Source organism: Ruegeria sp. CDSC045 (genome assembly GCF_059610725.1).
Map to the genome: position 1 here is coordinate 55,152 of NZ_JBXWOE010000016.1, position 18,452 is coordinate 73,603.

At 57.0% G+C, this 18,452-nt stretch carries 17 protein-coding genes and 1 riboswitch; of the genes, 15 read left to right on the top strand and 2 right to left on the bottom strand.

Going from position 1 to position 18,452, the window contains the following annotated elements; translation table 11 throughout:
- Positions 1–37: 37 nt before the first annotated feature.
- A complete protein-coding gene (irrA, locus tag AC2FH6_RS20775) occupies positions 38–454 on the top strand; it encodes an iron response transcriptional regulator IrrA (protein WP_496704098.1) in 417 nt (138 codons plus the stop codon).
- A 2-nt stretch (positions 455–456) separates the two neighbouring features.
- Here irrA and AC2FH6_RS20780 read toward each other — a convergent pair whose 3' ends face one another.
- Positions 457–1,347, bottom strand: coding sequence for a LysR family transcriptional regulator (locus AC2FH6_RS20780; RefSeq protein ID WP_496704099.1), 891 nt, complete (start codon positions 1,345–1,347; stop codon positions 457–459).
- An 86-nt stretch (positions 1,348–1,433) separates the two neighbouring features.
- Here AC2FH6_RS20780 and AC2FH6_RS20785 point away from each other — a divergent pair, with 86 nt between their 5' ends.
- A complete protein-coding gene (locus AC2FH6_RS20785; RefSeq protein ID WP_496704100.1) occupies positions 1,434–2,231 on the top strand; it encodes a phytanoyl-CoA dioxygenase family protein in 798 nt (265 codons plus the stop codon).
- A gap of 5 nt (positions 2,232–2,236) precedes the next feature.
- Here the strand turns inward: AC2FH6_RS20785 and AC2FH6_RS20790 are convergent, their stop codons facing one another.
- The gene (locus AC2FH6_RS20790; protein ID WP_496704114.1) at positions 2,237–3,100 is read right to left on the bottom strand and encodes a glycosyltransferase family protein; all 864 of its coding nucleotides are present in this window, start codon (positions 3,098–3,100) and stop codon (positions 2,237–2,239) included.
- 121 nt (positions 3,101–3,221) lie between these two features.
- On the opposite strand from AC2FH6_RS20790, the gene miaB reads away from it, so the two are divergent.
- The 13 genes from miaB (at position 3,222) to rpsA (ending at position 18,300) form a co-directional block, all read left to right on the top strand.
- The gene (miaB, locus tag AC2FH6_RS20795) at positions 3,222–4,541 is read left to right on the top strand and encodes a tRNA (N6-isopentenyl adenosine(37)-C2)-methylthiotransferase MiaB (protein ID WP_496704101.1); all 1,320 of its coding nucleotides are present in this window, start codon (positions 3,222–3,224) and stop codon (positions 4,539–4,541) included.
- Between the two features lie 182 nt (positions 4,542–4,723).
- Complete coding sequence (locus tag AC2FH6_RS20800) at positions 4,724–5,488, top strand: outer membrane protein (protein WP_496704102.1); 765 nt, start codon at positions 4,724–4,726, stop codon at positions 5,486–5,488.
- A gap of 142 nt (positions 5,489–5,630) precedes the next feature.
- Positions 5,631–6,653, top strand: coding sequence for a PhoH family protein (locus AC2FH6_RS20805; RefSeq protein WP_142639428.1), 1,023 nt, complete (start codon positions 5,631–5,633; stop codon positions 6,651–6,653).
- A 39-nt stretch (positions 6,654–6,692) separates the two neighbouring features.
- Positions 6,693–7,187 (top strand): rRNA maturation RNase YbeY, encoded by a 495-nt coding sequence (ybeY, locus tag AC2FH6_RS20810; RefSeq protein ID WP_282022278.1) that lies wholly within the window; start codon positions 6,693–6,695, stop codon positions 7,185–7,187.
- 35 nt (positions 7,188–7,222) lie between these two features.
- On the top strand, positions 7,223–8,110 hold the full coding sequence (locus AC2FH6_RS20815) for a hemolysin family protein (RefSeq protein WP_142639432.1): 888 nt from the start codon (positions 7,223–7,225) through the stop codon (positions 8,108–8,110).
- Positions 8,107–9,603 carry an apolipoprotein N-acyltransferase gene (lnt, locus tag AC2FH6_RS20820; RefSeq protein ID WP_496704103.1) on the top strand — a complete coding sequence of 499 codons (1,497 nt, stop codon included), beginning with the start codon at positions 8,107–8,109 and terminating at the stop codon, positions 9,601–9,603. The genes AC2FH6_RS20815 and lnt overlap by 4 nt, the downstream gene beginning before the upstream one ends.
- Before the next feature lie 42 nt (positions 9,604–9,645).
- A riboswitch (SAM-SAH riboswitch) is annotated at positions 9,646–9,694 on the top strand.
- 5 nt (positions 9,695–9,699) lie between these two features.
- Complete coding sequence (metK, locus tag AC2FH6_RS20825) at positions 9,700–10,881, top strand: methionine adenosyltransferase (protein ID WP_142639436.1); 1,182 nt, start codon at positions 9,700–9,702, stop codon at positions 10,879–10,881.
- A 129-nt stretch (positions 10,882–11,010) separates the two neighbouring features.
- Positions 11,011–11,721 (top strand): tRNA (guanine(46)-N(7))-methyltransferase TrmB, encoded by a 711-nt coding sequence (gene trmB / locus AC2FH6_RS20830; protein WP_496704104.1) that lies wholly within the window; start codon positions 11,011–11,013, stop codon positions 11,719–11,721.
- Between the two features lie 69 nt (positions 11,722–11,790).
- A complete protein-coding gene (gene aroA, locus AC2FH6_RS20835; protein ID WP_496704105.1) occupies positions 11,791–13,143 on the top strand; it encodes a 3-phosphoshikimate 1-carboxyvinyltransferase in 1,353 nt (450 codons plus the stop codon).
- 5 nt (positions 13,144–13,148) lie between these two features.
- Positions 13,149–13,766: a (d)CMP kinase gene (locus AC2FH6_RS20840; protein ID WP_496704106.1), complete on the top strand. Its 618-nt coding sequence runs from the start codon at positions 13,149–13,151 to the stop codon at positions 13,764–13,766.
- Positions 13,767–13,867: 101 nt separating this feature from the next.
- Positions 13,868–14,383 carry a hypothetical protein gene (locus AC2FH6_RS20845; protein ID WP_271951586.1) on the top strand — a complete coding sequence of 172 codons (516 nt, stop codon included), beginning with the start codon at positions 13,868–13,870 and terminating at the stop codon, positions 14,381–14,383.
- Positions 14,384–14,637: 254 nt separating this feature from the next.
- On the top strand, positions 14,638–16,323 hold the full coding sequence (locus AC2FH6_RS20850) for a tryptophan halogenase family protein (RefSeq protein ID WP_142639447.1): 1,686 nt from the start codon (positions 14,638–14,640) through the stop codon (positions 16,321–16,323).
- A gap of 300 nt (positions 16,324–16,623) precedes the next feature.
- Positions 16,624–18,300, top strand: a complete 1,677-nt coding sequence (gene rpsA / locus AC2FH6_RS20855; protein WP_142639449.1) for a 30S ribosomal protein S1 — start codon at positions 16,624–16,626, stop codon at positions 18,298–18,300.
- The last annotated feature ends 152 nt before the right edge of the window (positions 18,301–18,452 follow it).

The window sequence follows — 18,452 nt, forward strand, 5'->3', positions numbered from 1 at the left end:
CTTATATATACCTCAGCAACAAATTGGTATTGGACTGATGACAGCAGATTGCCAGAGCATAGCCACAGGTTGGTTGGTTCACGCCGGATTGCGTCCGACGCGTCAGCGCGTAGCATTGGCAGAGCTGCTGGTCGGTGATGGCCGCCATCGCCACGTCACCGCCGAAAGCCTGTTTGAATCGGCCAAACAGAACGGAGATGCTGTTTCTCTGGCGACGGTTTACAACACGTTGCGCGCCTTTTGCGATGCCGGGGTTCTGCAGGAAATTACCGTTGACGGATCGAAAAGCTATTTCGACACCAACACGCATGATCATCCGCATTTCTATTGGGAAGATGAGGGCCGGCTCAGCGATGCTCCGTCCGAACAGCTGGTCATCCAGCGACTGCCGGAAGCGCCTGAAGGGGTTGAGATCGCGTCGGTCGACGTTGTGATCCGTCTGCGTAAAAAGTAAACTTACGTCATCAGTCCGGTCAGGATGTCCTGTGCCTTTTCGCTATGCGAATCTATAGGGCCTGTTCCATGCCGTGCCACAACAACGGGTTCTGCTGCGATTTCATCTGACACAGGTATGCTGACCAACGGCATCCCGTCATAGCTGGTCTTGGCAGGAATGTTGGCATAGCTGATGGCAACGCCTTCGCCATGCGCCGCGAGGCTGCGTTGGATCTCGGGCGACGCGGCCCGATGTGCGACAGTTGGGTTCTGTCCGAGTTGACGGAACAGACCAAGGAAATGCTGCGCAGAGAGCCCCTCGTTCGACAGGATCAGCGGGTGGGCCACGATATCGTGCAATGACACCTGTGCATGATGGGCTAGCGGATGGCCTTCTGACATGACTGCGATGGGTCGGTTGGTGAACAAGGTGGTGGTGGAAAAGGCGGCATCCAGCGTTAGACCATAGGTCAGCGCAAGGTCGATCTCACCATTGACGAGGCCGGAAATCAGGCCCTGAAACTCGTCTACGCGATACGTGATATCAACTTCGGGCATGTTCTGTCGCAGGCTATGCAGAGCTTTTGCCAGCAGGAAAGGCGCGAGGTCGTCGAAACAGCCCAGACGCAGGCGCGTGGTTGCGGTCCCGTCTGTTCCAGAATTTTCCAAACGTGCGGCACGTGTCAGCAGGGCCTCGGCGTTTTCAATAAAGCTGCGTCCCTGCGGTGTCAGCGCCATGGCCGCTCCGCGCTTTCGGATAAACAGCGGATAGCCCAACTGGTCTTCGACCCGGGTTAGCGCATTCGACAGAGCTGGCTGCGAAACATTTAGATGCAACGCTGCAGCAGACAGGCTGCCATGCCGTCCGATGGCGCAGACATATTCATATTGGCGTAGGGTAACGTATAACATAAAGTTAACTATACATTTCAAAGATATTATTTGAATAGATGAAAATCTCATGAGCAAATTCAGGTTAAATTCGAACGGAGGCACAGATGGCTCACCCCCTGGTTACGCAAGAGATGATTGACACATACCAACAGGACGGCGTGGTTCTGATCAAAGGTTTGTTTGCCGACTACGTGGATACGCTGCGTGACGGCATCGCGGTCAATATGGCTGAACCCGGACCATATGCGTCGGACAACCAAAAACAGGGCGAAACCGGTCTGTTCTTTGATGATTACTGCAACTGGTCGCGTATCGAACAGTTCCAGAACGTGATCCACAATTCACCGGCAGCCGAGGTCGCAGCGGATCTGATGCAGTCGCAAACCGTACAAATGTTCCATGACCATGTTCTGGTGAAAGAACCAGGCACGTCGATGGCAACGCCGTGGCACCAGGATGGGCCATACTATTTCGTCGAGGGCAGTCAGACGATCAGTTTCTGGTCGCCATTGGACCCGGTGACACAGGCCACCCTTCGTTGTGTGGCAGGTTCACATAGATGGGAGAAAGAGGTTCTGCCCACGCGTTGGGTCTCGGAAGAAGGGTTTTTCGCGGATGAAGGCCAGTACATCCCCATTCCCGACCCCGATGCCGAAGGTATGAGGGTGGTTGAATTCGAAATGGAACCCGGTGACGCGGTTGCCTTCAACTACCGTACGCTGCATGGCGCGCGTGGAAACCAGTCTGACAGCCGCCGCCGTGCTTTTTCCTTGCGGTTGGTTGGGGAGGATGCGCGATATGTGGAACGTCCGGGGCGCACTTCGCCTCCGTTTCCGGGCCACGACATGCAGCCCGGGCAGCGTTTGCGGGAAGATTGGTTCCCGGTTCTGCTGCGACGCTGAACTGCCTAGAACCACTGCCCCGATTCGATGAGCCCCAGTTCCAGCAGCTGCTGGGATGACCACTGGAACCGAGCTGAGTTGCGCCAGCGGAAGCTGGGGATGTCGAAGGTCGACCCCGCGTTGCTTTTAAGCGCCTTGGCTGCGCGGAAGGAACAGATCGCCGCCGTCAGATTGTGGTGCCAGGGGCAGGAATAGGTGTTGTACTCGGGCTCATTGAACGTGTGGTCGGGCAGTAACAACAGATCGTTTCGCGATTTGAACAACCCGATTCTGTCGATGCGGCGGCGTTCATAGGGGATGTGATCTTCGAACCGCCAGCGCAAACCGCCGGATATGTCCAGCTGTCTTTCCAGCGGGTGTCCTTCGGCGTTGTGTCGGGCATGTGCGTAATACCCGGTGCTGTCCAGCATGGCTTGGTCAGGGGCAACCCCGTTTGGAAACGCGCCCAGGTCATCAGCATACAGGTCGATCACATGGGTTAGCATGGCGTTCCGGCGTTCTTCGGTGTGAAAGGCCAGTAACTCGCCGATCGTGCGTGTTTCGCAGAAGGGGAAGAACAGGTATTCAGCGTTATAGCAGTAATACATCCAATGGTCAGGAGCGGCCCGGATGACCTGATTAACCGTGTCAAAGACGACGGTTCTCGGTGCGCAGGTCAGTGTCACTCTGTGGATACGCTCGGTCAGTTCAGAATCCAGCGTAAAGGCTTCGGGCATGAACACGATCAGTGATTTGAAGCCAAGGTTCAGATGGTGCCGGATGGTGCCGTCGATCTCGACATCGTCTTCGGCGAAGATCATCGCAACCGGACCTTTGGCCAACGCGGCCTTGCCGGATTGAAGGAAAGAAGTGAGACTGTCGTACTGCATTGCCTGTCCGGCCCCGTCCAACTGGAGTTTTCGGCCAAAATCGGGTAATCGCGCTGGCATTGCAAGCGGCGTTCGTTGGGTATAGATGACGCCGATCCCGCGAACGCAAAGGCCCAACCCCATGTCAGAACCCAAAAAGCTGTACATCAAGACCTATGGTTGCCAGATGAACGTCTATGACAGCGAGCGTATGGCCGAGACCCTGGGCGGGCAGGGCTATGTCGAAACCCAGAGCCCGGATGACGCGGATATGATTCTGCTGAACACCTGTCACATCCGGGAAAAAGCAGCCGAAAAGGTCTATTCCGAGCTGGGGCGTTTCAAAGGGTTGAAAGCCGAAAAACCCGATCTCAAGATCGGGGTCGCGGGCTGCGTCGCGCAGGCCGAGGGCGAAGAAATCATGCGCCGTCAACCCCTGGTCGATCTGGTGGTTGGCCCGCAAAGCTATCACCGTCTGCCTGAGATGGAAGCAAAGACGCGCGATGGTGCCAAGGCACTGGACACGGATTTCCCCGAAGAAGACAAGTTCGAAAAGCTCAAGAATCGTCCCAAAGCCAAACGTGGCCCCACCGCTTTTCTGACCGTTCAGGAAGGCTGCGATAAATTCTGTGCCTTTTGTGTCGTGCCCTATACCCGAGGCGCCGAAGTCAGCCGTCCGGTGGACCGTATCGTCCGCGAGGCACAGGATCTGGTCGAACGTGGCGTGCGCGAGATCACTCTGCTGGGTCAGAACGTCAACGCCTATCACGGTGCTGGACCGAACGGCGACATGACGCTGGCGGGACTGATCTGGGAGTTGAACAAGGTTGACGGGCTAGAGCGCATCCGCTTTACCACGTCGCACCCGAATGACATGGCCGACGACCTGATCGAGGCGCACGGCACCTGCGAAAAACTGATGCCCTATCTTCATTTACCGGTCCAGTCGGGTTCGGATCGCATTCTGAAGCGAATGAACCGCAGTCACACAGCCGAGAGCTATTTGCGTCTGATCGAGCGTATCCGCGCTGCGCGTCCGGATATTGTCATGTCTGGTGATTTCATCGTTGGGTTCCCTGAAGAAACCGACCAAGATTTTCAGGCCACCATGGATTTGGTCGAGCAGGTCAAATACGGCTATGCCTATTCGTTCAAGTATTCGACGCGCCCAGGAACGCCTGCAGCCGAGCGGTCTCAGGTTGATCCTGGGGTGGCGGATGACCGCCTACAGCGGCTGCAGGGATTGATCACGCGTCATCAGCGCGAAATTCAGGATGCCATGGTTGGACGCAAAGTCCGCGTTCTGTTCGAAAAAACCGGCCGGTTGCCGGGACAGATGGTGGGAAAATCTGAATATCTTCATTCGGTTCACGTCTCTGACGCGGATGTGGAAATCGGCGCGCTGCGGGACGTTTTGATCACCGGATCAGGTGCGAATTCTCTGGCGGGGCAGTTGCTCTGACCCGTCCTTTATCTGTGATGCGGATACCATCGCTGGTATTTGTTTCCAAGATTTACCCTTGATTTATCACTTGGAATTATGTTCCGAGAAAAGTCAGGTTTTTTCGGGACCTAGGCTAACGCCTCCTGAAACGGCATATCAGTGCTGATCCTGGTGTCGGATCGGGATGACGGAGGGTGCGAGTGAAACTTTTGAGATTTAGTGCAGGGCCAAATATCAGGGTTGCCCTTCCCGCAATGGCCGCGTTGTTTCCGGTATTCAATTCCGCTGCCGCAGGGAATCTGGATCCGGATTTATCTGAACCGCCGGTAATATCGTCAGCACGGTATGGCAGCGATGTCAGCGCCTTCTATCTGGGTTTGACAGCCGGCTATTCGACCAGCGGCTCGGACCGCTTTGGCCTGACGACGCCTACAGATACGTTCGCTGTCGGCGAATTGGACCTCACCGGCAGTTACGGTGGTATTCGGGGCGGTTGGCGCGGTCTTCTGCCCGCAAAAGGCGGGCGTGACTACGTCTATGGGGTCGAGTTGGGCTATGATTTCGGATCTCTGGACGATGAAGTGTCGACGCAGATCGGAACCTCGGTCGTCAATGGCGGTTCAGAGATTTCGGATGTCATCTCAATTCGCTTTCGGAACGGTCTGACAAACCCAAGTGGCAGAGTGTTATACTTTATTTCCGTTGGTTACGTGCATGGCGATATAACCACGACCAGTTCGATTACATCCGGGGCAACAACCCAGTCCTTTCAGGATAAAGACAGTCGAAAAGGGTTCTCGGCCAGCATTGGCGCCGAGCACAAATTGAATGAGAACTGGTCGATCACTGGGGAATATGAATACGTCCGGTTCGATTCTGAAACCGTCGAATTTGACAACGGGTTTACGACCAAATCGACGCCCCGTTACCGTGGTTTGCGGTTTGGCCTGAACTATCAGTTCTAGGTTTGCCTGTATGGAACGTTCGCGGTGCCTCCAACTTGATCGGCGGTTTTACCATTCTGTACGGAAAATTTGAATCTCTGGCTTGCGCCCACCAAGAAATGTTGTCTACGCTTGGGGTGAAACGCCCAGACAGGAGAGCGGATTGGCCATTGGTGCCCTGAACCCACCGCAAAATGAAACGCCCCAGCGGGAAGCGTTTGTTGAATTTCCAGACAATCGGTTATTGATAGATCTTTGCGGCGAATATGACCGCAACCTGACCGAAATCGAACAGAAGCTGACCGTACAGATCGTGCGCCGTGGCAACCAACTGGTTGTCATGGGTGACGACGAATCCCAAAAACAGGCGATCGAAGTTCTGCAAGCGCTGTATACCCGCCTGGAAGGTGGTCGTGACGTAGAAGCAGCGGATGTAGACCGCGAACTTCGCATGGGCGGGTCGGAAACAGGAACCGGCAGCCGGGATGGCGATCAGCTTGAGATGTTCAAGGGTGGTTCGGTTGAGATCAAAACCCGCAAAAAGCTGGTCGAGCCGCGTACTGACGCCCAGAAGGTCTATGTTCAGTCCTTGTTCAACAATGAGCTGGCCTTTGGCATAGGTCCGGCGGGCACAGGTAAGACCTATCTGGCCGTGGCCGTTGGCGTATCGATGTTTATCGGCGGGCATGTCGACCGCATCATCCTCAGTCGTCCCGCCGTCGAAGCGGGCGAAAAGCTGGGATATCTACCTGGCGACATGAAGGACAAGGTCGATCCCTATATGCAGCCGCTCTATGATGCGCTGAATGATTTTTTGCCCGGGAAACAACTGGCCAAGCTGATCGAGGAAAAGCGCATCGAGATTGCACCTCTGGCGTTCATGCGTGGCCGTACGCTCGCGAACGCCTTCGTTGTGCTGGATGAGGCGCAGAACGCCACGACCATGCAGATGAAAATGTTTCTGACCCGTTTGGGCGAAGGCAGCCGCATGGTCATAACAGGCGACCGGTCACAGGTTGACCTGCCGCGCGGGGTTCAGTCGGGATTGGCGGATGCAGAACGGCTGTTGAGCACGATACCAAATATCAGCTTCAACTATTTCACCTCCAAGGATGTTGTCCGGCACCCACTTGTCGCCGCGATCATCGAGGCGTATGAGGCCGATACGGGCCGTGAAACGGGTTGATCTTCTGGGTCCCGGTATCGGGATTTTGGACATGGTGGCATGAACCTGGAACTATCGGTTGAAGACACGCGCTGGGACGGGCTCGAGTTTTTGGCAGAGCGCGCCACAAGGGCGGTTTTGGATCATTGCGATCTTGATGCGGACCTGTGTGAGGTTAGCCTGCTGGGATGCGACGATGCACGGATCGCCCAGTTGAACACGGAATTCCGTGAAAAGGCGTCACCGACCAATGTGCTTAGCTGGCCAGCCGAAGATTTGGCTGCGGATTCCGCCGGGCAGACTCCGATACTCCCTGAACCCGATTTCTCAGGGGAAATTGCTCTGGGCGATATCGCGATTTCTTATGATACTTGTGCTCGCGAGGCGGCAGAGGCAGGGAAAAACATGGATGATCATGTCACACATCTGATCGTTCACGGCCTGTTGCATTTGCTGGGTTATGATCACATTCGTGATCTCGACGCCACGCTGATGGAGGGTGTTGAGGTGGAGATACTTGGCAAACTGGGTATTGATGACCCATATAATGCTTAGAGCGAGCCTTTCGGCTTATCATTTGGAATGGGAAAATGGGCGAAACAGACGGCAGTTCTATGGCGGCGCAGGGCGCGCAACCGAAGGACGGCAACGAAAATGTCACTGAGAGACCAGGACTTTTCTCTCGAATAGTGGATGCGTTCTCAACGCAGAGTGAAGACTCGGCTTCTGAGGTCAATGGGCAAGAGGTCGATCCGGCTCAACCTCGCGGCATGATTAACCTGCGCCGGATGCGGGTCGAGGATGTGGCGATTCCCACGGTCGAGATCGTGTCAGTACCGTCGACGATATCCAAAGATGAGCTGGCCCAGGTTTTCCGGGAAAGCGGTCTGTCCAGGATACCTGTATATGAAGGAACGCTGGATACGCCTTTGGGTTTTATCCACCTGAAAGATTTCGCGTTGACGCACGGGTTCAACGGCGGCTCGACTGAGTTTGATCTGGTGTCGATGTTGCGGACATTGCTGTTCGTGCCGCCTTCGATGCCGATCGGTGTGCTGATGACCAAAATGCAAACCGAGCGCCGCCACATGGCATTGGTGATCGACGAATATGGTGGTGTCGACGGGTTGCTGACGATCGAAGACCTGATCGAACAGGTTGTTGGTGAGATCGCGGACGAACATGATGCGGATGAAAGCCAACTTTGGGTTCAGGAAAAACCTGGATGTTATGTGGTGCAGGCGCGGATACCCCTTGAAGATTTCGAAGCCGAGATCGGGCGATCCTTGACCAGCCACGAAGATGTCGATGAGGAAGAGATCGACACGCTTGGCGGGTTGGTCTTCATGTTGTCCGGACGGGTTCCGGCACGAGGAGAGGTTGTTCTGCATCCGGAAGGGCCTGAATTTGAGGTGATTGATGCGGATCCGCGGCGCATCAAACGGCTGCGTGTCATGCTGCCGGATATCGTTGCATGAACCTGATACGGGCTTGGCCCATTTGGCTTAGATTTGTCCTTTCTGGTTTGTTGGGAGGGCTGGCTGCATTTGGACTGGCTCCCTTTGGGTATTGGGTGGCTACTGTATTGGCGTTGGTGTTGGTCGCACCAATATTTCAGAGCACCGAGACACGTGCGCGTGCGGCGTGGATCGGTTGGGCATTTGGGACCGGGTATTTCGCCCATGCACTCAGCTGGATTGTCGAGCCGTTTCTGGTGGACGCCGATCGTCACGCTTGGATGGCTCCGTTTGCTTTGGTCTTCATGGCTGGTGGTTTGGCGCTGTTCTGGGCGCTGGCATTCTGGGTTGCTCGCAGGCCCGGCGCGCGCGGGGTTTCACAGGCGTTGTTTCTCGCCTTGGCAATCTCGTTGGCGGAATGTGCCCGGGGTTATGTTCTGACCGGGTTCCCCTGGGCCGGGCTGGCGCAGGTCTGGGTCGAGACCCCTGTTGCGCAGCTACTGTCACTTTTTGGGCCTTACGGGCTTGGGGCGCTGACCTTGGTGGCGACTCTGCCACTAGGGGCGGCTTTGGCGCTGCGTTCCAGAGTATTCGTGCCCTTGGGCATCAGTGTGGCATCGGTCGCATTGGCTTTGGGCTATGCAGGGACGCGGCCCGCTGTGGTCGAAACGGGACATATCGTTCGCTTGGTTCAGCCCAATGCGTTGCAACATCAGAAATGGGATCCAGAGTTTGCACCTCTTTTCTTCGCACGTCAGATTGAGTTTACTGCCGCCGAACCGCAGCCAGACCTGATCGTTTGGCCTGAAACCTCGGTTCCCGCCTGGCTGGGCAGCGCGCAGCCGTATCTGGATGCCATCGCCGAGGCGGCGCAAGGCACGCCGGTTGTTCTGGGAATTCAACGAGGCGACGGGCCGCGTATCTACAACTCGATGATCTACCTTGATGTGGATGGGGCTCAGCAGGGGCTGTACGACAAACATCATCTGGCGCCTTTTGGCGAATATGTTCCGTTTGGCGACGTGATGGCGCGGTTCGGGATCTATGGCATGGCTGCAACCACCGGACATGGGTTCAGCGCCGGGTCGGGGGCGGCGCTGCTGGATGCAGGCCCATTGGGTAAAGCGCTGCCGTTGATCTGCTACGAAGCTGTGTTCACCCAGGATGTCCTATCCGCGCCGGGGCGCGCTGATTTCCTTCTGCAAATCACCAATGATGCGTGGTTCGGAACGCGCTCAGGACCGTATCAGCACCTGGCTCAGGCACAGATGCGCGCCATCGAGCAGGGGCTGCCCATGATGCGTTCGGCCAATACCGGCGTCTCCGCCATGATTGACCCGCTGGGCCGGATCACCGAGGCCCTGCCGCTTGGGCAGGCGGGCTATATTGATGCCGGACTTCCGGCGCCTCATTCTCCGACGGCTTATTCCCGAATGGGGGATAATACTGTCTTTGCCGTGTTATTGGTGCTGTTTAGCCTGTTTTGGTACGGGCTGCGGCGGCGAAACCTATGATTTCGCATTGACCCTCGGTTTTGGGGGGCTTATCCCCTCTTGTGCCCATCACAACGGCTTCCTGGCGTGACGGGGTAATCTTAATGGAGCACTTGTATGTCCCGACAGAACTATACCTTTACTTCGGAATCCGTTTCCGAAGGGCATCCGGATAAGGTTTGTGACCGTATTTCCGATGCTGTACTTGACGCATTTCTGAACGAAGAACCCGAGGCACGCGTTGCGTGCGAGACCTTTGCGACAACGGATCGCGTGGTGATCGGCGGCGAAGTGGGGCTGTCTGATCAGGACAAGCTGCATGACTATATGGGCCGCATCGACGAGATCGCCCGCGCCTGTATCAAGGATATCGGCTATGAGCAGGATAAGTTCCACCACGAGACGGTAGAAGTTACGAACCTGCTGCATGAGCAATCTGCACATATTGCGCAGGGCGTAGATGCGTCGGGTGACAAGGACGAAGGTGCTGGTGATCAGGGCATCATGTTCGGCTATGCCACCACCGAGACACCCGCGCTTATGCCTGCGCCGATCCAGTATTCCCATGCAATCCTGCGCCGTCTGGCCGAGGTGCGCAAGAACGGGACCGAGCCTGCGCTGGGCCCGGATGCGAAATCGCAGCTGTCAGTGATCTACCAGGATGGCAAGCCGGTTGGCGTCAGCTCGATCGTTCTGTCGACCCAGCATCTGGATGAGACGCTGAGCTCGGCCGATATTCGCGCCATTGTTGAGCCGTATATCACCGAAACTCTGCCCGAGGGTTGGCTGACCGATCAGACCGATTGGCACGTGAACCCCACCGGCAAGTTCGTCATTGGCGGTCCGGATGGCGATGCGGGTCTGACCGGTCGTAAGATCATCGTGGACACTTATGGTGGTGCAGCGCCTCATGGTGGCGGAGCGTTTTCGGGCAAAGACCCGACCAAGGTAGACCGTTCGGCGGCTTATGCCGCGCGTTATCTGGCTAAGAATGTCGTGGCCGCGGGAATGGCCGAGCGTTGCACGATCCAGCTGAGCTATGCCATTGGCGTTTCCCGGCCTCTGTCGATCTATGCGGACACGCATGGCACGGGGCAGATCGCGGATGATCGGATTGAAAAAGCCGTCGGCCAGGTGATGGACCTGACCCCACGTGGCATCCGTCAGCATCTGGAGCTGAACAAGCCGATCTATCAGCGCACAGCAGCCTATGGCCATTTTGGTCGCCAGCCGGAAGCGGATGGGGGTTTCAGCTGGGAGCGTACAGATCTAGCAGACGCGTTGAAAGCGGCGGTTTGATCTGACTGGTATTATTAGGTGCGCCCTTGCGGGCGCGCCTATTTCTTGGGAAATGTATGAGAGGCGGCGGCTATTCTGCTCTGCCGCCGCCCCTTGCCTCTGAGCCGTCCCCGCAGTATGGGCACCGCCATGAGCACCCAGACACCCCAACGCCCCCGCAGAAACTTTTATGGCCGGTTCAAAGGCAAGACCCTGAAGCAAAGCCAAAAGACGTATCTGAGCGAAGACCTCGATGCGCTGTCTCCGGGTGCTGTGGACTGGGAGAGCAATCCTGAACGCAATCCGCTGGATCTGAAGGAACTGTTCGGTGGCAAGGATGTCTGGCTTGAGATCGGCTTTGGCGGCGGCGAGCATCTGGTGCATCAGGCGGCCAGCAATCCCGATATCGGTATCATTGGGGCTGAACCCTATATCAACGGTGTTGCCATGTTGTTGGGCAAGATTCGCAAGGCTGGGGTCGAGAATCTGGCGGTGCATCCCGGCGATGCGCGCGATCTTTTTGATGTCTTGCCCGAAGCCAGCATATCACGCGCCTTTCTTCTGTACCCCGACCCCTGGCCCAAAACCCGGCATCACCGCCGTCGGTTCGTGACCCCAGAGCATCTGGAGCCGTTGGCGCGGTCGCTGAAACCGGGCGCGATCTTTCGCGTTGCAACAGATATTCCCGACTATGTGCGCCAAACGTTGGAAGAGGTGCCTGGCGCTGGTTTTGAATGGTTGGCGGAACGCCCCACCGATTGGCGTGAGCCCTGGGAGGACTGGATTTCCACGCGCTATGAGCAGAAGGCCCTGCGCGAAGGGCGGACACCGCATTACCTGACCTTCCGCCGCAACGGCTAATTGCGGCTGGACCAAGCGGCCCCAATTCGCTAATCGGCTTGGGAACTGATAGCGAAAACAGGAGCCCCCATGTCCGGACACGGCACGCCCATCCCGATGACCTCGCACCCTTGCGGTCCGCTGACCGGAACGGCCGAGGTGCCTGGTGACAAGTCGATCTCGCACCGATCGCTGATCCTGGGCGCGATGGCCGTGGGTGAAACCCGGATCACCGGTCTGTTGGAGGGTGAGGACGTTCTGGACACCGCAAAGGCGATGCGTGCATTTGGGGCTGAGGTGACGGATCACGGGGGTGGCGAATGGTCTGTCCATGGTGTGGGCGTCGGTGGCTTTGCCGAACCCGATCAGGTCATAGACTGCGGCAACTCGGGCACCGGCGTTCGGTTGATCATGGGCGCGATGGCGACCTCTGCGATTTCCGCGACATTCACAGGGGATGCCAGCCTCAACAAACGCCCTATGGCGCGGGTAACCGATCCTCTGGCGTTGTTTGGTGCGCAATCTGTGGGACGCACCGGGGGGCGCCTACCCATGACGATTGTGGGTGCAGCAGACCCTGTCCCAGTAAAGTACGAGGTTCCTGTTCCCTCCGCACAGGTGAAATCTGCCGTTTTGTTGGCAGGTCTGAACGCACCGGGCAAGACCGTGGTGATTGAGGCCGAAGCGACCCGGGACCATTCCGAGCGGATGCTGGCCGGGTTTGGGGCCGAGATTACCGTCGAGGACACGGATAAGGGGCGTGTTATCACCCTGACCGGGCGCCCCGAACTGAAGCCGCAGGTCATAGCCGTTCCGCGCGACCCCTCAAGCGCGGCCTTTCCGGTCTGTGCTGCGCTGATCACGCCCGGATCCGATGTTCTGGTTCCGGGCATCGGCCTGAACCCGACCCGCGCGGGTCTGTTTACCACTCTGCGTGAGATGGGTGCTGACTTGACCTATGAGAATGAGCGCGAAGAGGGCGGCGAACCGGTTGCCGATCTGCGCGCACGCTATTCGCCCGATATGAAGGGAATCTCGGTTCCTCCGGAACGAGCGGCCTCGATGATTGACGAATACCCGGTTCTGTCTGTGGTCGCGGCAAATGCCACGGGCACCACGATGATGGGCGGCGTGAAAGAGCTGCGCGTCAAGGAAAGCGACCGTATTGATGCGATGGCCCGCGGCCTGCGCGTTAATGGCGTCACCGTCGATGAGGGCGATGATTGGTGGTCTGTGGATGGTTTGGGAATTGGCAATGTTCCCGGCGGCGGCACCTGTGAGAGCTTTCTGGATCATCGGATCGCGATGTCCTTTATGGTTATGGGTATGGGGGCGAAAAAACCGGTCGGGGTCGACGATGGCGGCCCGATCGCAACATCTTTCCCGATCTTCGAACCGTTGATGGCTGGCCTTGGTGCGCGGCTGCAGCGAAACAACCGGTAAATGCGATGGCAGTTGCCAGTTTCACCATAGCAATCGATGGCCCGGCAGCAGCGGGGAAGGGCACGATTTCCAATGCCGTTGCCGCCCATTTCGGGTTTGCGCATCTCGATACCGGCCTGCTTTACCGTGCGGTTGGCCGCAGAACGCTGGAAGGTGCCGACCCGGTTAGTGCCGCGCAAACGCTGACGGCCGAGGACCTGGATCAGGGTGATCTGCGCACCACTGAAATCGCGCAAGCGGCCTCGAAAGTTGCAGTTATCCCCGAGGTGCGGGCTGCATTGGTCGATTTTCAGCGCGCCTTTGCGCGCCGCGCGGGCGGTGCGGTGTTGGACGGTCGCGATATCGGAACCGTTATTTGCCCGCGGGCCGAGGTGAAACTGTTTGTCACCGCCAGCGCCGAAGTGCGCGCTGAGAGACGGTTTCTGGAACTGGACGCCAAGGGCCATCAGGTTACACGCGCACAGGTGTTGGCCGATGTGCGAGAGCGGGACGCTCGGGATGCCGAACGCAGCACGGCACCTATGAAGCCAGCTGAGGATGCGGTCATACTGGATACCTCGGACCTGAGCATTGACGCAGCTCTCGCCCGCGCGATTGAGGTCATCGAACCAGTTCTGCCCTAGGGCCGTTTGCCAGAGCAAACACAACTTTGTTCACTAAGCTTTGTTTGGCCAGTGCCCGAGGCGTCGATTACCTTTGTATCGACATCTGCCGGAGGTAATCGATGTTCCGCCTGATTTTGATTTTTACCTTTCTCGCCAGTGCGCTTTCAGCGCAAGAGGCAGAACCGCCAATGACCTACGAGCGTTTGGGCAAGATATTGTTTGCGCTTGACCCCGAGACAGAGCCTCTTGGGCCGGGCTTTCAGCTTACCATCGCGGAGGTTCCCGTTCTGGTGATTACTGACGTCAATGCGGACCGGATGCGGGCCATGGTGTCGATCCAAAGTGTCGAAGATCTGAGTGCTCAGGACATGCAACGGATGATGCAGGCGAATTTCGACAGTACCCTGGATGCGCGATATGCGATTGCCAATGGCACCTTGTGGGCTGCGTTCATCCACCCCTTATCGCGGCTGGAAAGGGATCAGTTGATCTCGGGGCTGGCCCAGACGGTGAACATCGCCAACACCTACGGCACCTTGTATTCCAGCGGAGTTGCGGAATTTGGCGGCGGCGATAGCAATGATCTTCAGCGCGCTCTGATCGAAGAGCTTCTGAAAAAAGGCGAGGATATCTGACGCAGGGCCGGTACTTGCGCATTTCCTTTCTCGCAGCATCCACCATCCTAAAGAAAGTCGCGCAGTGGCGAGCGGCCTGTGTTGCCGGGTCTGATGACCCGACATGTATGTAGGTTCGGCCGTCATAGTGCCTAGCTGGATGCAGGAAAGCTGTTATAGTTTCTCTCAGGCAAAAAGGGAAAGCTGCTTTACAAGCCCCAAAATCAAAAAGGGCAGGCGGCTAAAAAACCCCAAAACCAACAGGGACAGAAAATATGAATAATCGTTTGCGCAAGATCACCATTGTGGGTGGCGGCACGGCAGGTTGGATGACCGCGCTGATCCTGGAAATGGTGTTTTCACGCACGTCAGCACCCAAGGATCGCCCGCGTATCTGCCTGATCGAAAGCCCCAATATCTCGACTGTGGGCGTTGGCGAGGCCACGGTTCCACGGATGCCGGTCACGCTGCGCCAGGCCGGCATTTCAGAGCGGGATTTCTTTCGTGAGACCAACGCCTCGTTCAAGCTGGGCGTGAAGTTTTGTAATTGGAACAAGGACGCCAAAGGCAATCGCATTGATTACGTGAACCCTTTTGCGCATGGCCAGTTGTTAGAGGGGTTAGAGCCTGCAGAATACTTCCTGCGCTTTGGCAATGGCGATAGGGATTTCACGCAGTCCATCTCGCCCCATGATGATCTGGCACGCCTGTGCAAAGGTGGACGGCCACTGGGTCAGCCAGAGTTTGAGCAGCGGTTCGGTTATGCCTATCATCTGGATGCTGTGAAGTTTGCAGGCATGTTGACCAGGGTTTGCACCAAGCGCGGCGTTGAGCATATCCAGGACGAGGTGAAATCGGTCGAGCTGGATGAGCAGGGCAATGTCAGCCATCTGATGCTGGAAAAGAAAGGCCGCCATGACATTGAGATGGTCGTGGATTGCACCGGGTTTCGCGGCTTGATTATCAACAAGGCGCTGGGCGAGCCTTTCATGGACTATTCTGACTATCTGCCCAACGACCGCGCCATGGCGTTGCAGATCGAGCACCCGGATCCAGAAAAAATTGAAAGCGTCACACGGTCCACCGCACTTGGCGCGGGGTGGACCTGGCGGGTGCCACTCTTTAACCGTGTGGGCACGGGCTATGTTTACTCATCTGCGCATCGCACGGATGAACAGGCGGCGGATGAATACCTCGAATGGCTGGGCGACAGCGGCAAAGGTGCGACGCCGCGTGTGATCCCGATGCGTATCGGACGCGTGCGCAATGCCTGGGTCAAGAATTGCGTGGCGATCGGACTGGCCGGAGGGTTCATCGAACCGCTGGAAAGTACAGCGATCCACATGATTGATCATGCGGTGCGCTGGTTCGCCGAGCATCTGCCTACGCGGGACATCGAACCGTCGCTGCGGGCGAGATATAACAAGCAAATGGATAAGCTCTATGACGAGGTTCTGGATTTCATTTGTCTGCACTACCGCTTGGGCAACCGCACGGATGATCAATATTGGATCGACGCGCGGACCGAAATGAAGATACCGGATCGGCTGGCCGAGAACCTTGAGCTGTGGCAGCACCGCCTGCCTTTGGAACGAGATATCGAGTTTGCAACGCTTTTCGATTTCCGCGTCTATCAAACGGTTCTTTTGGGTAAGCAGGTCTATGATACGGGCTATGGTGCCGGCATCCGCGATCGCTTGCGGCCGTTGAAGAAACCGATCTGGTTCCAGTGGTGGAAAGGCGCGAAAGTGGATCTTGCGCAGATACTCAGATCAATGCCTGATCACAAAACCCTGCTGCGCGATATCCGGGGCGAGCTAGAGCGCCCTGCCTTTGGAAAGGCCGCAGCAGCGAAGCCAACAGTCGCGATGCCGGGCGCGGCCCCGGTACCTTTGGCGGTCCAGAACATGCCGAATTTTGCCGAAATCCAAAGCGGCTCAAAAGATCTGCAACTGTTTTAGGCGCTCTGTCCTTTCGGAGCTGAAGAAGAATACAAATCGACCCGACCTCAGCCATGCAAGGCTGGGGTTTGCGTGTTATTTTGTGATATGCACGGTAAAACTTGCAGCGCCTGTGCGAACCCGTTATAGAGCGCGCGTCGACAAGGCGATTTGAGCCATAAAACAATGAGACGAGCAGGGTCGGACCAACCGGCCCTCTTTGTTTTGCGGTATATGTCAGATCGTCTGACCAATCCACTAAGACCGGCGGAGACAACCGCTCGGCCAGCAAAAACGTTATGTAAAGGAAAACACTGCCAGATGGCTGATACAACCATGGAGGAATTCGAAGCCCTCCTGAATGAAAGCTTCGAAATGGACACGCCCGAAGAGGGTTCTGTTGTCAAAGGTAAGGTTCTGGCGATCGAAGCCGGCCAAGCCATCATCGACGTCGGCTACAAAATGGAAGGCCGCGTTGATCTGAAAGAATTCGCAAATCCTGGCGAAGCCCCTGAAATCACTGTTGGTGACGAGGTTGAAGTTTACCTGCGCGCCGCAGAAAACGCCCGTGGCGAAGCTGTCATCTCACGCGAGATGGCCCGCCGTGAAGAGGCATGGGACCGTCTGGAAAAAGCATATGCCGACGACCAGCGCGTCGAAGGTGCAATCTTTGGTCGTGTCAAAGGTGGCTTCACCGTCGATCTGGGTGGTGCAGTTGCGTTCCTGCCCGGCTCGCAGGTTGACGTGCGCCCCGTACGCGACGCTGGCCCTCTGATGGGTCTGAAGCAGCCGTTCCAGATTCTGAAAATGGACCGTCGCCGTGGCAACATCGTTGTTTCGCGCCGCGCAATCCTGGAAGAATCGCGTGCCGAACAGCGCGCCGAGGTTATCGGCAACCTGACCGAAGGTCAGACCGTAGAAGGCGTGGTCAAGAACATCACCGAATACGGTGCGTTTGTTGACCTGGGCGGCGTTGACGGCCTGCTGCACGTCACCGACATGGCATGGCGCCGTGTGAACCACCCGTCCGAGATCCTGACGATCGGCGAGACCATCAACGTTCAGGTCATCAAGATCAACAAAGAGACCCACCGCATCAGCCTGGGCATGAAGCAGCTGCAGGAAGATCCGTGGGATCTGGTTGCAGCCAAGTATCCGCTGAGCTCGGTTCATCAGGGTCGCGTCACCAACATCACCGACTACGGCGCGTTCGTCGAGCTGGAAGCCGGTGTCGAAGGTCTGGTGCACGTGTCCGAGATGTCCTGGACCAAGAAAAACGTCCACCCCGGCAAGATCGTTTCGACGAGCCAGGAAGTCGACGTCATGGTTCTGGAAATCGATGGCGCCAAGCGTCGCGTGTCTCTGGGCCTGAAGCAGACTCAGCGCAACCCGTGGGAAGTGTTTGCAGAAACACACCCCGAGGGCACCGAAGTCGAAGGCGAAGTCAAGAACATCACCGAATTCGGTCTGTTCATTGGCCTCGAAGGCGACATCGACGGCATGGTTCACCTCAGCGATCTGTCCTGGGACGAGCGTGGCGAGGATGCCATCCAGAACTACCACAAGAACGACGTGGTACAGGCCGTTGTGTCTGAAGTGGATGTCGAGAAAGAGCGTATCTCGCTGTCGATCAAAGCCCTGGGCGGTGACAAGTTCGCCGAAGCCGTGGGCGGCGTAAAGCGTGGCTCGATCATCACCGTTGAGGTCACCGCGATCGAAGATGGCGGCATCGAGGTAGAGTACGAAGGTATGAAGTCGTTCATCCGTCGTTCCGACCTGAGCCGTGACCGTGCCGAACAGCGCCCCGAGCGTTTCTCGGTCGGTAACAAGGTCGACGTCCGCGTCACCAATGTCGACAGCAAGACCCGTCGTCTGGGTCTGTCGATCAAGGCACGTGAGATCGCCGAAGAGAAAGAGGCCGTGGAACAGTACGGTTCTTCCGACTCGGGCGCATCGCTGGGCGATATCCTGGGTGCAGCGCTGAAGTCGGGCGACTAAGTCCGAGCCTCAGTCAAGCCGAATTTCTGGCCCCGCGTGAAAGCGCGGGGCCGTTTTTGTTGCGAATCAACATGTTCGCATTTTCAGGCTAATTGAGGCTTAGGTTCATGCATTTGTCGGGCAAATTACATGAACTGGCAAAAATTCGCGTT

What these genes read in the sequence shown, in the direction of transcription:
- irrA (WP_496704098.1), top strand. Translation starts at nt 38, where the DNA reads ATGACAGCAGATTGCCAGAGCATAGCCACAGGTTGGTTGGTTCACGCC.
- AC2FH6_RS20780 (WP_496704099.1), bottom strand. Translation starts at nt 1,347, where the DNA reads ATGTTATACGTTACCCTACGCCAATATGAATATGTCTGCGCCATCGGA.
- AC2FH6_RS20785 (WP_496704100.1), top strand. Translation starts at nt 1,434, where the DNA reads ATGGCTCACCCCCTGGTTACGCAAGAGATGATTGACACATACCAACAG.
- AC2FH6_RS20790 (WP_496704114.1), bottom strand. Translation starts at nt 3,100, where the DNA reads ATGCAGTACGACAGTCTCACTTCTTTCCTTCAATCCGGCAAGGCCGCG.
- miaB (WP_496704101.1), top strand. Translation starts at nt 3,222, where the DNA reads ATGTCAGAACCCAAAAAGCTGTACATCAAGACCTATGGTTGCCAGATG.
- ybeY (WP_282022278.1), top strand. Translation starts at nt 6,693, where the DNA reads ATGAACCTGGAACTATCGGTTGAAGACACGCGCTGGGACGGGCTCGAG.
- AC2FH6_RS20815 (WP_142639432.1), top strand. Translation starts at nt 7,223, where the DNA reads ATGGGCGAAACAGACGGCAGTTCTATGGCGGCGCAGGGCGCGCAACCG.
- lnt (WP_496704103.1), top strand. Translation starts at nt 8,107, where the DNA reads ATGAACCTGATACGGGCTTGGCCCATTTGGCTTAGATTTGTCCTTTCT.
- metK (WP_142639436.1), top strand. Translation starts at nt 9,700, where the DNA reads ATGTCCCGACAGAACTATACCTTTACTTCGGAATCCGTTTCCGAAGGG.
- trmB (WP_496704104.1), top strand. Translation starts at nt 11,011, where the DNA reads ATGAGCACCCAGACACCCCAACGCCCCCGCAGAAACTTTTATGGCCGG.
- aroA (WP_496704105.1), top strand. Translation starts at nt 11,791, where the DNA reads ATGTCCGGACACGGCACGCCCATCCCGATGACCTCGCACCCTTGCGGT.
- AC2FH6_RS20840 (WP_496704106.1), top strand. Translation starts at nt 13,149, where the DNA reads ATGGCAGTTGCCAGTTTCACCATAGCAATCGATGGCCCGGCAGCAGCG.
- AC2FH6_RS20845 (WP_271951586.1), top strand. Translation starts at nt 13,868, where the DNA reads ATGTTCCGCCTGATTTTGATTTTTACCTTTCTCGCCAGTGCGCTTTCA.
- AC2FH6_RS20850 (WP_142639447.1), top strand. Translation starts at nt 14,638, where the DNA reads ATGAATAATCGTTTGCGCAAGATCACCATTGTGGGTGGCGGCACGGCA.
- rpsA (WP_142639449.1), top strand. Translation starts at nt 16,624, where the DNA reads ATGGCTGATACAACCATGGAGGAATTCGAAGCCCTCCTGAATGAAAGC.